Below are 14,942 nucleotides of genomic sequence, written 5' to 3'. Positions count from 1 at the left end.
CTTAATTATGGTAGATGAATTTTTGCCATAACATATAACAAACAAATTTATAAGCTTTTGATTTTATGATAAGTGCCCCCAGCCGATGAGAGTTTTTAAGGTTATTTATTTAGTATTAATTCTGTTAACAGTTACCTGTATAAAAGTAACTGCACAAACTAATTATGTAGCCGCGGTACATGGCGTATTAGACCTTCGCAATAAACCCATCAATGATAAAATTGAACTAACGGGAAACTGGTTATTTTACTGGAACCAGTTGGTCAACCCCAATGACGACACAGTTGGTATTAAAGATAGGTTGTTAGTGGAATTTCCGTTTAAATGGAACGGTTATACCTGGCGGGGAAAAAAGCTACCGGCCTTTGGCTACGGAACTTACCTGCTTAAAATTTTGCTTCCCGCTAAACACCCTGAATTGAAGCTTGGCATGCCCGATGTTTACAGTGCTTACAGGCTTTATGTAAACGGTAAATTAGCATCATCAAACGGCAACGTTACCACTATCGCAAAAGGTTTTGAAGCTCATTGGGAATATCACGCCATTAATCTGCCTAATGCCGATACCATCAATATCACTTTACAGATATCCAACTTTATACACAGTAAAGGAGGGATCGGTAAACCAATATTTATAGGCCCTGCCGATAAGATTGACCTCGCCCGGCACCAAGCTGAAGGTATTGATCTGATGCTGACAGGTTGTTTACTGATGGGCGGTTTATTTTTCCTCGGCTTATACCTGTTAGGCAGCCGAGATAAAGCCATTTTGCTTTTTGCCCTGTTTTCGATGGTTTACAGTTATCGCATTATTGGAACGGATAACTACGTGTTACATACGCTGTTGCCAGATATTAACTGGTATATAACAGCGCGTATGGAGTACATAAGCCTCTTTTTGGGAATCGGTTTATTTGGGCTTTACACATTATATCTATATCCAATTGATGTAAATAACAGGATTGTTAATATCATTAATGGCGTTAGTTTTTCGTTTGCTTTAATAACACTGTTTAGCCCAGCGTTAATTTTCACACAACTGGTTAATCCATTTCTAATGGTCATGCTTTTTTGCCTGATCTATATCCCATATGTGTATTCGAGGGCCTGGCGTAACAACAGGCCGGGATCTGTTTACGCGTTAATGAGCGCGTTCGCCTTAATGTCGGTATTTGGCATCTCGCTGTTTCATTACTGGGCGCTTATACCGCCATTGCAATTAGTTAGCTTTTTAGGATATCTGGCGTTTTTTTTCCTGCAATCTTTAGTGCTGGCCCACCGGGTATCGTTTGTATTGAAAAAGGCAAGGGTTGAAGCGGAGCAGGGCTTAAAGGCCAAAAGTGAGTTTTTGAGTACTATGAGCCACGAGATCCGTACACCGCTCAATTCGGTAATAGGGATGAGCCATTTGTTGCTTAAGAACGAACCTCGTAAAGATCAGATTGAGCATCTTGATGTTATGCTTTTTTCCGCAAATAACCTGTTGGCAATAGTGAACGATGTGCTTGATTACAATAAGATTGAGGCCGGGAAAATAACATTTGAGCATATTGAAATGGACCTGGCTGCAATAGCCCGGAACGTTGTAGGCGGCTTGCAAACCGCAGCCCATGATAAGGATATTACGCTACGGCTTGATTTTGATAAAAAGCTGCAGCATAAACTGCTCGGCGACCCGACCCGCTTGTCGCAGGTGATCACTAACCTGGTTCATAACGCAATCAAATTTACGCCGAGCGGTGAGGTGGTTTTAGGAGTAGAAGTGAAGGAACAAACGGAAACAACTGCCACGTTAATGATCTTTGTGAAGGATACGGGGATCGGCATACCCAGGGGCAAGCAGAAACTCATATTTGAACGCTTTACCCAGGCCGATTCGTCCATATCACGCAGTTTTGGTGGTACAGGTTTAGGTCTTGCTATCAGTAAAAAAATATTAGAGTTACAAAACTCATCCCTGCAACTGATCAGCGAAGAAGGCGTTGGATCGATATTCTATTTTATTCAAACCTTTGACAAGGCAGCAAAGCAACAGGAGCAAATCGATGTAAAAGCTAAACCCGACGAAACAGATAAACTTCTTAACGGAATTTCTATTTTATTGGTTGATGATAACCCGATGAATGTAATGGTAGCCCAAACTTATTTAAAACGCTGGGGAGCCGTTACGGATGTGGCCACAAACGGATTAGAAGCTTTGGATAAGCTTGACACATCAAAACATAGGCTCATATTGATGGATTTACAGATGCCTGTAATGGATGGATATGAATCGACAAAAAAGATAAGGGCTAATGGCGTAAATATTCCAATCATAGCGCTTACCGCCAACTTACCTAAAGACGTTGAAGAAGAAGCCTTTAAGATCGGATTTAATGATATCGTCATGAAACCGTTTTTGCCCGACGAACTGCATAGTAAAGTGCTGCATTATGTTTTTAAACAAGAGCATGTATAAAAACTCCTGCGTACATAAATTCTTTTCTACATCTCCATAAAAAATTTCATCTGCTCATAGGGGTAAAATGATCCTGGCGTGTTTCAGGAGAAATTTTACTAAAATGAACAGGTTATCTTCCTTATTACTATTACTTATTTTGCTGATAACGGGTTTAAAAGGTACGGCTCAGGTTAAGTCCAGTGAAACAACCTTTACCCAAACTATAAAAGGTACCATTATTGAGAAAAGCTCGAAACTCACGATGCCGGGTGTTACTGTAAAAGTTGTTTCTGTACACCCCGAACGAGCAGGTATTACCAATGCTAATGGAGTTTTTCATATAACACAGGTACCCATTGGCAGGCAGACAGTTGAAATTAGCTACGCCGGCTTTAATAAAGTGGTTTTATCAGATGTATTGGTAACAACCGGTAAAGAAATAGAACTGAATATTGAACTGGAAGCTGCCAATACACAACTTAATGAGGTTGTTGTAAGCGCGACATCAAACAAACGCCCCATCAATTCAATGGCAATGGCCAGCGGCAGATCATTCTCTCCCGAGGAAACCAATCGTTATGCAGGTGCGCTTTTTGATCCGGCACGCATGGCGCAGGGATTTGCCGGTGTGGTAGCAGGCGGCGACAACAATGAAATTATTGTTCGGGGCAATTCGCCAAAGAGCCTGCAATGGCGGCTGGAAGGAATTGAAATTATCAGCCCCAATCATTTTAATAACGAGGGCTCAGCAGGAGGTGGGGTAAGTATGCTTAACTCAACCGTAATAGGCACTTCAGATTTTTATACTGGAGCTCTCGCCGCCGAGTATAACAATGCCACGGCAGGTGTTTTTGATCTTCGTTTTAGAAAAGGCAATACAGATAGGCGTGAGTATACCTTCACTGCAGGCGTATTGGGGCTTGGTGCAACTATGGAAGGGCCGTTTACCAGGGGCGGCAATGCTTCTTATTTGGTGAGCTATCGTTATTCAACACTTGGTTTACTTAAAGCTGTAGGGGTTAATGTGTCCGATTCAGGCGTCCCTCAATATCAGGACCTGTCCTTTAACCTTGTTTTTCCCACAAAAAGTACCGGTGCCTTTTCTGTATTTGGTGTAGGCGGGGCTGGCAATGTAAATACCGATGCTAAACGTGACACCACCAAGTGGGACGAGCGGATGGATTCGTACGATCTTCGCTATAATTACAAAGCCGGAAGCGTTGGGTTAAAGAATATTTACATTGCTAATAACAGGCTTAATTTCAGTAATATCGTGTCTTTCTCCGGGAGCCGTAATGCTTCAAGGGTTGATAGTCTTACATCTAAATTTCAACCAAGCCTGTTGCAGAAAAACCACTATGATAATACGGCTGTTCGTTATGCAGGTGTAGTAAATTACAGAACGGGCGAAAACAACAATATCCGTGCTGGCTTAAATGCAGGCTTTCTTACCTATAACTTATATGATCTGGAATATCAACGTGACACCCATAATCTTAAAGAACTTTTAAATCAAAAAGGTGATGCAGCAACCTATGATGGCTTTATACAAAACAAACACGAGTTTGGCAATAAGCTGAGTTTGAATACAGGGATCCATGTTAATTATTTCGACCTGAGCAAAACGTGGAGCTATGAACCAAGAGCCGGTCTAAACTGGCATGTAACACCAGATCAGGAGGTATCTTTAGCGGGTGGCGTTTACAGCAGACTTGAACCATTATCTTTTTATTTTGCTAAAAGTGCCGAATCAAATGACGCTGTAAGCACCAAACTTTCACCAACTAAATCAGCGCAATTGGTGCTTGGTTATGAAAAGCTGTTTTCCGGTCACCTCAAGTTTAAAACGGAAGCATATTACCAGCATCTGTATGACGTACCTGTATCCAGCGACCCAGCCAATAATTTCTCGGTGCTAAACGTATCTGATAATTCAGCTATCAGCGGTACAGATTATCATTCATTGGTAAATAAAGGAACGGGTAAAAACTATGGAATTGAGTTTTCGGTAGAGCGGTCATTAAACAAAGGATATTATTTCATGATCACCTCATCAGTGTTCAATTCAAAATACAAAGCCCTGAGTGGACAAGAGTTTAATACCACCTTTAATACTCAGTACGTAACTAACCTGGTGGCAGGCAAGGAATGGGCTACTGGCCCCAATCATAAAAACCTGTTTGGCTTAAACGGAAAAATCATTTATGCGGGCGGCCGAAAGTACACACCGATTTTAGTTGACGAAACCTTTCAGCGTGATGAGCAGGTGATCGATCAGTCCAAAACCAACACATTAACGGCCGATCCCTATATTCGTGTCGATTTTTCGGCCAGTTACAGGATCAACAGTAAAAAAGTATCGCACTTTTTACTGCTTGATATTCAGAACCTGCTTAACAGACGTAATAACGTTGGTTTATTTTATAACCAGAGCAAGCGGATAATTGAAAAAAATAAATGGATAGGCATACTTCCAACCATTAATTATCGCATTGAGATTTAATAAAATGTTAACCCAAACTGATCATATTTTGGATTTAAATAGCGAACAAGTAATCCCGCTGCTGCTCTCGGGCGATGAAGCCACCTTCGAAAAGGTGTATAAGCACTTCATCAGGCCATTGCACGTGTATGCCATCTCCATTTTAAGAGATGAAGATACTGCGAAAGGGATGGTGCAAAACGTTTTCATGCGGCTTTGGGAACGTAAAGAGCGGTTGAATATCTCCGGCTCGATAAAGGCGTACCTGTACGGAGCCGTGTACAACGAATGCCTTAATAACCTCAGGCATCAAAAAGTAAAAATCAATCACCAGCAACATGTAGTGTATATGACGAAGGATAAAGTGGACGAAGGCACAGGCATGGAGCTGCTTGACCTCAAAGAGAAATTACAACAGGCCCTTAACGACCTGCCAGAGAAATGTCGCACGGTATTTCAGTTAAGCAGATTTGAGGATTTAAAATACCAGGAAATTGCTGATGAGTTAGGCATCTCCATAAAAACAGTAGAAAACCAAATGGGCAAGGCGCTTAAAACATTACGGCTCAAATTAGTTGATTACCTGCCGTTATTTATTTGGATTATTAGCAGGGCTTTTAATATTATTTAAGATGATGGACGAATTATTAACCAAATACATGCTGAACGAAACCACGCCGGTTGAAAATGAAACCATCAACCGCTGGCTTAGCGAAAATGACGATAACAGGAAGTACTTCGATCATTTTAAACTGATCTGGAATACAAGCCGCGAACTTAAGATAGAGAGCAAGCTTGATCCCGAAACCTCATGGGTCGAATTTAAACAGTTGGCACAAAGCAGGAGCGAGGCCTCTGTAAAAATTAAAACGCTGAATCCCGTAAACCGCTGGCTTAAAATTGCCGCTGTATGGCTGGTAATATTAGGGAGCGCGGGGATACTATACACTGTATTTAAACCTGCTAAAGCCAATATGCTTACGCTGCAAAGCGGCAACGTAGTACGTAAGGTTACTTTATCAGATGGTTCGCTCATCACTATGAACAAAAATTCGGTACTAAATTACCCAGACAGGTTTACAGGCGATACCAGGGAAATCTCGCTTATAGGGGAAGCCTTTTTTGATGTAGCCCATGATAAATCAAAACCATTTATGATTCACGTGAATGATGTGGTTGTAAAAGTGGTTGGTACGTCATTCAATATCAAGGCTACAGGCCCAAACACGGAAGTTATAGTTGAAACCGGCGTGGTACAGGTAATTCAACAAGAGATCGTAGTGAAGCTAAAACCTAAGGAGAAAGCATCAGTCCAAAACGGCCGTATGCAAAAAGGTAGCAGCCAGGACGAGTTGTATAATTACTACCGTACGCAAAAGTTTGTGGCTAATAAAACACCGCTATGGCGCCTGGTTGATGTGCTTAACGAGGTCTACAAGGTGAATATCGTGATAGATAATAAAAAACTGGCTAACAGAACAATAACAACCACATTCAAAGCAGATTCGCTCGATGGAATATTAGATATCGTAAGCAAAACCCTTGGCGATGTTAAAGTGATCAAAAAACCTCATCTCATCATAATAAAAAACTGATGGAAAAGAAACTAAACATATTATTTTATATCATGCTGGTATTGGCAGGCTGTCTGCTCATTACCAATGCACTTGCACAGGATAACCTGAACCGTACAGTAGCGCTTAATGTTAAGCAAAAAAAGATAGCCGAGATCCTGACCATTATCGGCGAAAAAGGAAAGTTCTATTTCTCATACAGCAATGATGTTATTAAAACGGATAGCGTGGTTAGCATGACATCTTCAGGTCAAACTATCAAAAGCCTGCTTGATGAACTGTTTCACGGCAAGGTTGATTACAAAGAATCGCCGGGGTATATTATACTCCGGCCTACACCGTACAGGTTGAGCCTTGTACCAGATACTTTGGCTGGCCCTGGTAATATTTATTATATAAGTGGGTATGTGTATGATGATATAACCGGGAAAAAGCTTTACAATGCCAGCGTGTATGAAAGAAATTCCCTTGAATCAACACTTACCGATCAGAACGGACATTTTCAGCTTAAAATAAAAGCCAATGGCGTGATCACACTTAACGTAAGCAAGGAACTTTATCGTGATACCAGTATCAACCTGTTAAGCAATGTAAATGTATCTATAAAGCCGCGCGAGTACTATTATAGTGCGGATGCAGCCAATTCGAAATCAGACAGGAGTTGGCTCGGCAGGATATTTCTTTCATCAGGGCAAAAAATACAGAATCTTAACCTGGGCGGATACCTTTCAACAGTTCCGGTACAGGCTTCGCTTGTGCCGAGTTTGGGAAGCCACGGTATCATGAGCGGGCAAATAGTTAATAACTTTTCGTTCAATCTTTTGGGGGGATATAACGGAGGCGTTAATGGCGTTGAGTTTGGCGGGCTATTTAATATTAACAAACAGGATGTTAAATATGTACAAGCTGCCGGGCTTTTCAATGTTGTGGGAGGTAATATCAAAGGAGTTCAACTGGCCGCCGTAAGTAACAATGATCAAAAAAATATGACCGGTATTCAGGCAGGGGGTATTTATAATATGGTTAAGGATAGCCTTAAAGGTGTACAGCTTGCCGGGGTCTTTAATCATGTAAACGGCAATACCAAAGGTTTCCAGGCAGCCGGTATTTATAATTACACTCATAAAAACAGTAAAGGGTTTAGTATTGCCGGAATAGCAAACGTTACCGGCAATGAAGCAAGCGGGATGCAGGTAGCTGGAATTTTTAATAAAGCTCGTGTAATAAAAGGCGCTTCATTTGCGCTGGTGAACATCGCCGACACTCTTGATGGCTATGGTATGGGCTTGATAAATATATCCCGTAATGGTTATGCTAAAATTCAGGTGTACAGCAATGAAATTACCACTGCCAACATCGCTTTTAAATCCGGTAATGCCAAGCTGTATTCTGTATTATCCGGAGGCGTTAATTTTACTGATAAGCATACATTTTACAGCGCGGGCTGGGGTTTAGGGCACGATTTTATTTTTAGCAACAGCCTGCTTTTATCTGCCGAAGGCTCAACACACTTATTGTTTGCCAAAGGTTGGAAAAATCAAAATCAAATAAACCGGGTGAGCGCTTTATTGAATTTTAAAGCGGGTTCAAAAGTTGGCTTTTTTGCAGGCCCGTCCTTTAACCTTTATACCAACTATGGCGATCATCCCGGGGATAGTGATATTCAGCAGATCATCAAAAATAAGCCGGGCTTGATTGATTGGGGTAACCGTACAAAAGGATGGATTGGCTGGTCGGCAGGTATTACCATATTGTAAGTTTGCGGCAAGATGTCCAATTTTGTGTGATAAAAATCACCGTATGAAAAAACTCCTGTTCCTCATTTTATTATGTGTTTCGTCAGCTTGCTTTGCCCAGGAAGCCAACAAAGACGTGACTTTTTTAAACCCGGTTACAGTCGGCAAGCCCTTCGGATATTCACACGCAGCAATTATCGACTTAGGTAAAAACAAGATGGTCATCATGTCGGGCCAGGTTGGTTTGGATAAAGATGGCAAACTTGCCGGCAACGGCGATTTGGCCAGCCAGACAGAACAGGTATTTACCAATATCAAAAACATAGTTGAAGCCGCCGGCGGCTCCATGAATGATCTGGTTGAGTTGAATTACTACCTGATGGATGCATCACAAGTTAAACTTGTACGTAGTATCAGAGATAAGTTTGTAAACACCAAACAGCCACCGGCGAGTACCTTGGTGCAGGTGAGTAAGCTTTTTAGAGATGATATTTTAATTGAAATAAAAGCGACCGCAATTATCAAAAAGAAATGAGGTAACGGTAAAAGCCTTACGAAGTTTCCAAAACTTCGTAAGGCTGAATAGTCGGCTATTTTTTATTAGTTGTCCTTATAGTTTTTACCTGGGCAGCGGTAATAGCACTTGCCTTATTACCAAAGCTGTTGCGCACGTACGTTAACACATCGGCAATTTCCTGATCTTTCATAAAATCATGAGCAGCCATAGTATTTGAATAGGTTTCACCGTTTATTTCCACATCCTCGTCAAAACCATTAAGCACTATTTTGATAAGCTTACTTTTATCACCCAAAACATAAGTGGTTTTAACTAATGGCGGGTTCATGTGGGGTACGCCCAAACCATCTGCCTGGTGACAAGCCACGCAATATTGAGTAAAAAGCGCTTGTCCCCTGGTCATGGATGTTTTAAAACCGGCAGCGGGTTTCCTGGCTGCCGGTTTTTTATGTTTGGTTTGCGCTTGCGAAGCAAGGCTTGTAAATACTGTGATGAATAATAGCAGAAGGGCTTTTTTAAAGTCCATTGTTATTTTTTATAAGTGATTTTGTAAATATTTCCAGCTACATCATCAGTAACATATAGCGAACCATCAGGGCCTTGTGCTAAACCGCATGGACGGTGAGCAGCAGCACCAGAGGCGGTATTAGCTGCGGAACCCGAAAATCCATCAGCAAAAACTTCCCACTTGCCATCAGGTTTACCATCTTTAAATGGCTGAAATACTACAAAGTAACCTGCCTGTGGTTCAGGTGCACGGTTCCATGAACCATGGAAAGCTATGAAAGCACCATTTTTATATTTCGCCGGAAACTGATCGCCGGTGTAAAACAACAAGCCATTAGGAGCGAGGTGACCTGGATAAGCTGCAGCCGGATCAATGGCATCTTTTCCACCTTCAATTTTGCCATCGCCACCATACTCAGGCATTAACATTTTTTTATGCTGTTCCTGGTCATAATACATGTAAGGCCAACCGGCATTATCTCCTTTTTTCAAAGCGTACATACATTCGGCAGGTAAAATAGACGATTGTTTTGCAGTAAAATACTGAGGATAAAATTCATAAAGCTGATCGCGGCCATGCTGCATTACAAAAAGCTGGTTGTTTTGTTGGTTCCAGGTGATGCCTACAACATTACGTAATCCCGTAGCATAACGCACGCCATCACCATAATGTTGGTTCAATTTATCGGCTTTAAACTGCCAGATACCACCAGCCGAATCTAAAATAGGGCAACCCTTTTGTCCCGGAGAACCTTTTTTACGGTCTTCAACCTGACAGGCGTTTGAATATGCGCCAATATTAACGTAGATGTTGCCATCATTATCAAGCGTAATGGCTTTTGCTTCGTGCTCATGACGGCTGATAAGACCAGTTACAATTTTTTCAGGCTGATCGGGGTTGATCACCTCGCTTTTATCGTTCAGTTTATAACGAAAAACCTCTTCATCTGATGACGCGTACAGGTATCCATTTTTGATTGACATACCGGTACCGCTATAAGCACCAAAGCTGTTTTTAACAGAAGCTTTGCCGCCTTCTTCGTGCAGCATTAATATGCCTTTACTGTTCTTAACGTTGGTGAGCTTCACGTAAATATCGCCTTGCGGGGTAATAGCAATGTGGCGTGTACCTCCAAGTTTTTCGGCAATAATGCTGGCGCTAAAGCCCGCAGGAGTCTTAAGGCCGGCGTTTTCTGTTGTCGAAGCAGGAGTAGAGGTGCTGTCGCCGGTCTTCTTTGAGTCGCTATTGCTTTTACAGGCTGTAAAAAACATAAAGCTTCCCATAACTGCTATAGGCAGCATGGAACGTAATAAGTTGCGGTTTTTCATGGTAACTGATTAAAGATTATCAAATTAAGTAAATATACCGATAATCCTAAAATCTGTTTTGTAGTATTAAAGTGACAGTGTGAAATTTTATTTCAGCATCATTCCTTAATAAAATTTGGCAACAATAGATTGTGATACCAGTTTTTCAAAATAAAATTTCATAGAAATGGCTGCTGGCAAAAGATAGTATCAATCAACTAATGTTTTAACACATAAAGCAACGTTTGATTAAACCATCGTTTAAATCTATCGTCCTAACTGTATAAAATTTACAATTATGAAAAAGTTAGTCATATTATCAGCAATAGCAGCCGGAAGCTTATTTATCAGCAAAGCCAACGCTCAGGTATCTATACAATTTGGCATCAATGTTCCTGCGCACCGCGTTTATGTACCAACTCCTCCTCCGCCACCTCCACCAGTAATTGAAGACGAGCCCGTTTACGATGATAACGTAAATGTTAGCGACGATGATGATTACTACTATTTACCAGAGGTTGAGGCTTATTACAATGTAGGCGCAGGATGTTACTATTATAATGACGGTAGTCGTTGGGTAAGCTGTGCTTACCTACCTGGCGCTTACAGAGATTACAACTGGCGTACCGCTGTACGTTACGAAGTGAGGGCTCCTCGTCCGTTTATGCATCACGATTATTACAGGCAACGGTGGGGCGGTTACATGGGCGACCGTGGTAACTGGGGCCATCGCTTTGACAGAAGACCTGCTAACGGTTATGCTTATCGCCCCGGCTGGGGTGGTGACCGTGGCGGATGGGGTAGAAGGCCTAATCCGTATGATAGCCGTGGTAACTGGGACAACAATGGCAGAGATAATCGTGGTTGGGGCAATCGTGATAACCGTGGCAACTGGGGTAATGGCAACAACAACCATGACAACCGCGGCAACTGGGGCAATGGTCAACAACCTAATAATGGCAATCATGATAATCATGGCGGTTGGGGCAACGGCCAACAACAGCAACAACAAAATAATGGCGACCACGGTAATCATGGCAACTGGGGTGGCCGTCAATCAAACGGCGGTGGCGGATTTGACAGGGGTAATGGCGGCGAACGCTTTACCCAAAACGGAAACTCAGGAAGAGGTATGCGCAGGTTTTAATATTCTAACTCCCTATATATTAACTGAAGAGTCGCCCGTTATGGGCGGCTTTTTTGTTTTATAAGCATTTACGGCATTCAGAGCTTGTTCTGTCTCCATTAAACTAATAAGCAAAATAAACCATTTATTATCTACTAAACCTGTTTAGCATTACCATTAATATTATATATTTGGTTTAAAATACTAAGCTCTTGAAGAAAAAATTATCTATAGTTGACATTGCCAATAGCCTGAATATATCTAAAACCACGGTTTCTTTTATCCTTAATGGTCGTGCACAGGAAAAACGTATTAGCGATGAATTGGTAAAGCGCGTACTGCAATATGTAAAAGAGGTTGGCTATAAGCCAAATTCGTTGGCCAAAAGCTTGCGTACGGGAAAATCAAATATTATTGGTTTATTGGTGCAGGATATTTCCAATCATTTCTTTGCTACCATAGCCCGCCGCATCGAGGACCTGGCTTATCAAAGCGGTTACAAGATCATTTACAGCAGTACAGATAATGACACGCAAAAAACCCAGGAGCTGATAGCCATGTTTCGTGACAGGCATGTTGACGGTTACATTATTACTCCCCCCGATAATATTGAAGAAGATATCAGTGACCTGATAAAAGATGGTTTCCCGGTTGTGCTTTTTGACAGGTATCTGCCTAAAGTAGCTACCGATTATGTGGTGGTTGACAACCTCTTCAGCACGTTTAATGCTACACAATACCTGATTGATAAAGGGCATAAAAACATTGCTTTCATAACTTATAGTTCAATCCAAACCCAAATGATAGAAAGGCTTGAGGGGTATGACAAAGCCATACGGCAAAGTAAACTTAAACCGCATATTATTGAGGTTGATTTTCATGCCACCGACCAGGAGATCCTTAAGCTGATACTTGATTTTTTTGAAAGCCATAAAGATGTTGATGCTATACTATTCGCCAATAATCACTTAGGTAAATGCGGATTAAAGGCTACCAGGAAAGCAGGCAAAAACGTTCCGGGCGATATCGCCTTGATCGCTTTTGATGATTATGAACTTTTTGAACTGTACACTCCGGCCGTTACCGCTATAGCCCAGCCAATTGATGAAATAGCAGATAACGTGATCAAACTTTTGATGGAAAGGCTAAACGCCACAACTCCCGAAGAAAAAAATCAACACATAACACTTGCTACTGAGCTAATTGAGCGGGATTCATCAAGGTAAATAACTATTTTGCATCACCAATAAACCCAGATTTCGCGTGATGAAAAGAACCTTTACTTTTTTATTGTTGGCTGCATTTGCAGCCAACGTATTTGCCCAGGGCAGTGTTTTGAAAAATGCCGACCCGGTATCTGCAAAGTTTTCGCCCGAAAGGCTAAAACGGATAGATGCCATGATTGAGCAGAATATCGACTCAGGGTATGTAAAGGGGGCAGTTGGCTTCATAGCACGCGATGGCAAAATAGCTTACAATAAGTCATTCGGACTGGCTGATGAAGATCAAAAGCGGTTAATGACCAGCGATGCTATCTTTCGCATAGCATCGCAAACAAAGGCCATTACCAGCGTTGCCGTCATGATGCTTTTTGAAGAAGGGAAATTTCTACTGGATGATCCGATCTCCAAATATCTCCCTGCGTTCTCGCATCCTACAGTGGTAGATCAGTTTAATGGTAAAGACAGCACGTATACAACCGTCCCTGCAAAAAGGGAGATAACCATTCGCGATCTGTTAACCCATACCTCGGGTATCGAATATGCGCAGATCGGCTCGCCGAAAATGAAAGCTATTTATGACAAGGCAAGTATCCCGGCAGGTTTTGTGGCAGATAAGATATTATTAGCCGATGTGATGAACAAATTGGGCCATTTACCTTTATTACATCAGCCCGGCGAACGCTGGACATACGGAATGAACATTGACGTACTGGGTTACCTGGTAGAAAAGGTATCCGGCAAAAGTCTCGACCAGTTTTTTAAAGAGCGGATTTTTACGCCGCTGGGCATGAATGACACTTACTTTTACATCCCCTCCGCTAAGCAAAACAGGTTGGTTGCAGCTTATACCTTTGATAAAAATGGTCATATCGCCAACTGGAGTAAAGCTACTTTTCCGGCGTTTGATGTGAACTATCCAAAGGCCAATGGCACTTATTACGCTGGTGGCGCGGGCTTAAGTTCAACTGTAAAAGACTACGCAATTTTTTTGCAGATGTTACTTAACGGAGGCATTTATAATGATCAGCGTTTACTGGCCCGCCACACGGTTGAACTGATGACTACCAATCAAATAGGTGATCTGAATATCAACCCTGACAAGGACAAATTTGGCTTAGGCTTCGGTTTAACATCTCAAAACAGCTCTGCAAAATTAGGTATTAGCGAAGGTTCATTTGCGTGGGGCGGTTTTTATGGCACGTTGTATTGGGTTGATCCGAAAGAACACCTTGTTTGCTTACTGTTTGTACAGAACTGGCCTTTTCCTCACAACCAGATTCAGGATAAATTCAGGGCCATGGTATATCAGGCTCTGAATGATTGATCATTTCAAATCATCTTTTAAAACCGCCCAAACATTGTCGGCCACAATTTTGGCGCCCTGAGCTGTAGGATGGATGCCGTCGCCCTGGTTGAGTGACGGTATCCCTGCTACATCCTTCAGCAGAAAGGGAACCAGTTCCATTTTATTTTTAGCGGCGAGGGTTGGAAATACACTTTTAAATTTATTGGAGTAATCCGCACCCATGTTTGGCGGTACTTGCATACCCAACAAAACAAGTTTAGCATCTGGATATTTCGCTTTTACTTTATCAACTATAGATTGCAGGTTCTTAGCCGTTTCGGTCACAGGGATTCCACGGAGACCATCGTTTGCACCAAGCTCCAATACAAAAACATCAATCTTTTGCTTCAATAACCAGTTGATCCGGCCATTGCCTCCTGCAGTAGTTTCCCCGCTGAGGCCCGCATTTATAACCTTATATGGTAGTTTCAACGAGTCAACCCGCTTACCAATCACTCCCGGAAAAGCATCCGCAGGATCATCAAGACCATAACCTGCAGTAAGGCTATCGCCAAAAAACAAAACTATTTTCTTTGATGCCGAATCAGTTTTTACAACTTCGGTAGCTGCCTGGCTTTGATCGTTGTTTGATGATTTAGCACCGTTACCACAGCCTGCAATAGTGAAGGCAGTAAGCAAAATGCCGGATAATGTAACTCTGTTCATACAAAATAAATACAACGC

The 14,942-nt window shown here is 41.9% G+C and carries 12 protein-coding genes; 9 read left to right on the top strand and 3 right to left on the bottom strand.

Annotation, left to right across the window (positions count from 1 at the left end):
- Positions 1-85 precede the first annotated feature (85 nt).
- The 6 genes from EAH55_RS24905 to EAH55_RS24880 all read left to right on the top strand — a co-directional run bounded on the left by EAH55_RS24905 (position 86) and on the right by EAH55_RS24880 (position 8,767).
- Positions 86-2,458 (top strand): response regulator, encoded by a 2,373-nt coding sequence (locus EAH55_RS24905; protein WP_121812040.1) that lies wholly within the window; start codon positions 86-88, stop codon positions 2,456-2,458.
- 103 nt (positions 2,459-2,561) lie between these two features.
- Positions 2,562-4,943 carry a TonB-dependent receptor gene (locus EAH55_RS24900; protein ID WP_121812039.1) on the top strand — a complete coding sequence of 794 codons (2,382 nt, stop codon included), beginning with the start codon at positions 2,562-2,564 and terminating at the stop codon, positions 4,941-4,943.
- Positions 4,944-4,971: 28 nt separating this feature from the next.
- Complete coding sequence (locus EAH55_RS24895) at positions 4,972-5,553, top strand: RNA polymerase sigma-70 factor (protein ID WP_244228348.1); 582 nt, start codon at positions 4,972-4,974, stop codon at positions 5,551-5,553.
- Position 5,554: 1 nt separating this feature from the next.
- Positions 5,555-6,517: a FecR family protein gene (locus EAH55_RS24890; RefSeq protein ID WP_121812037.1), complete on the top strand. Its 963-nt coding sequence runs from the start codon at positions 5,555-5,557 to the stop codon at positions 6,515-6,517.
- A complete protein-coding gene (locus EAH55_RS24885) occupies positions 6,517-8,253 on the top strand; it encodes a carboxypeptidase-like regulatory domain-containing protein (protein WP_121812036.1) in 1,737 nt (578 codons plus the stop codon). The genes EAH55_RS24890 and EAH55_RS24885 overlap by 1 nt, the downstream gene beginning before the upstream one ends.
- Positions 8,254-8,296: 43 nt before the next feature.
- Positions 8,297-8,767, top strand: a complete 471-nt coding sequence (locus EAH55_RS24880; protein ID WP_121812035.1) for a RidA family protein — start codon at positions 8,297-8,299, stop codon at positions 8,765-8,767.
- A gap of 55 nt (positions 8,768-8,822) precedes the next feature.
- On the opposite strand, the gene EAH55_RS24875 is transcribed toward EAH55_RS24880, so the two are convergent.
- Both EAH55_RS24875 and EAH55_RS24870 read right to left on the bottom strand, forming a co-directional pair.
- Entirely contained in the window at positions 8,823-9,275 is a 453-nt protein-coding gene (locus EAH55_RS24875; RefSeq protein WP_121812034.1) for a c-type cytochrome, read from the bottom strand.
- A gap of 2 nt (positions 9,276-9,277) precedes the next feature.
- Positions 9,278-10,585, bottom strand: a complete 1,308-nt coding sequence (locus EAH55_RS24870; protein WP_244228346.1) for a PQQ-dependent sugar dehydrogenase — start codon at positions 10,583-10,585, stop codon at positions 9,278-9,280.
- Positions 10,586-10,862: 277 nt separating this feature from the next.
- On the opposite strand from EAH55_RS24870, the gene EAH55_RS24865 reads away from it, so the two are divergent.
- The 3 genes from EAH55_RS24865 (at position 10,863) to EAH55_RS24855 (ending at position 14,237) form a co-directional block, all read left to right on the top strand.
- Positions 10,863-11,711, top strand: a complete 849-nt coding sequence (locus EAH55_RS24865; RefSeq protein WP_121812033.1) for a hypothetical protein — start codon at positions 10,863-10,865, stop codon at positions 11,709-11,711.
- Between the two features lie 191 nt (positions 11,712-11,902).
- Positions 11,903-12,916, top strand: a complete 1,014-nt coding sequence (locus EAH55_RS24860; RefSeq protein ID WP_121812032.1) for a LacI family DNA-binding transcriptional regulator — start codon at positions 11,903-11,905, stop codon at positions 12,914-12,916.
- Positions 12,917-12,956: 40 nt separating this feature from the next.
- A complete protein-coding gene (locus tag EAH55_RS24855; protein WP_121812031.1) occupies positions 12,957-14,237 on the top strand; it encodes a serine hydrolase domain-containing protein in 1,281 nt (426 codons plus the stop codon).
- Here the strand turns inward: EAH55_RS24855 and EAH55_RS24850 are convergent, their stop codons facing one another.
- Complete coding sequence (locus EAH55_RS24850; RefSeq protein ID WP_121812030.1) at positions 14,238-14,924, bottom strand: arylesterase; 687 nt, start codon at positions 14,922-14,924, stop codon at positions 14,238-14,240.
- Positions 14,925-14,942: the final 18 nt, after the last annotated feature.

Origin of the sequence: Mucilaginibacter kameinonensis (assembly GCF_003675385.1) — a bacterium.
Lineage (GTDB): Bacteria > Bacteroidota > Bacteroidia > Sphingobacteriales > Sphingobacteriaceae > Mucilaginibacter > Mucilaginibacter kameinonensis.
Note: the sequence above shows the minus strand (reverse complement) of the source record. Positions and strands in the feature narration are given on the sequence as shown.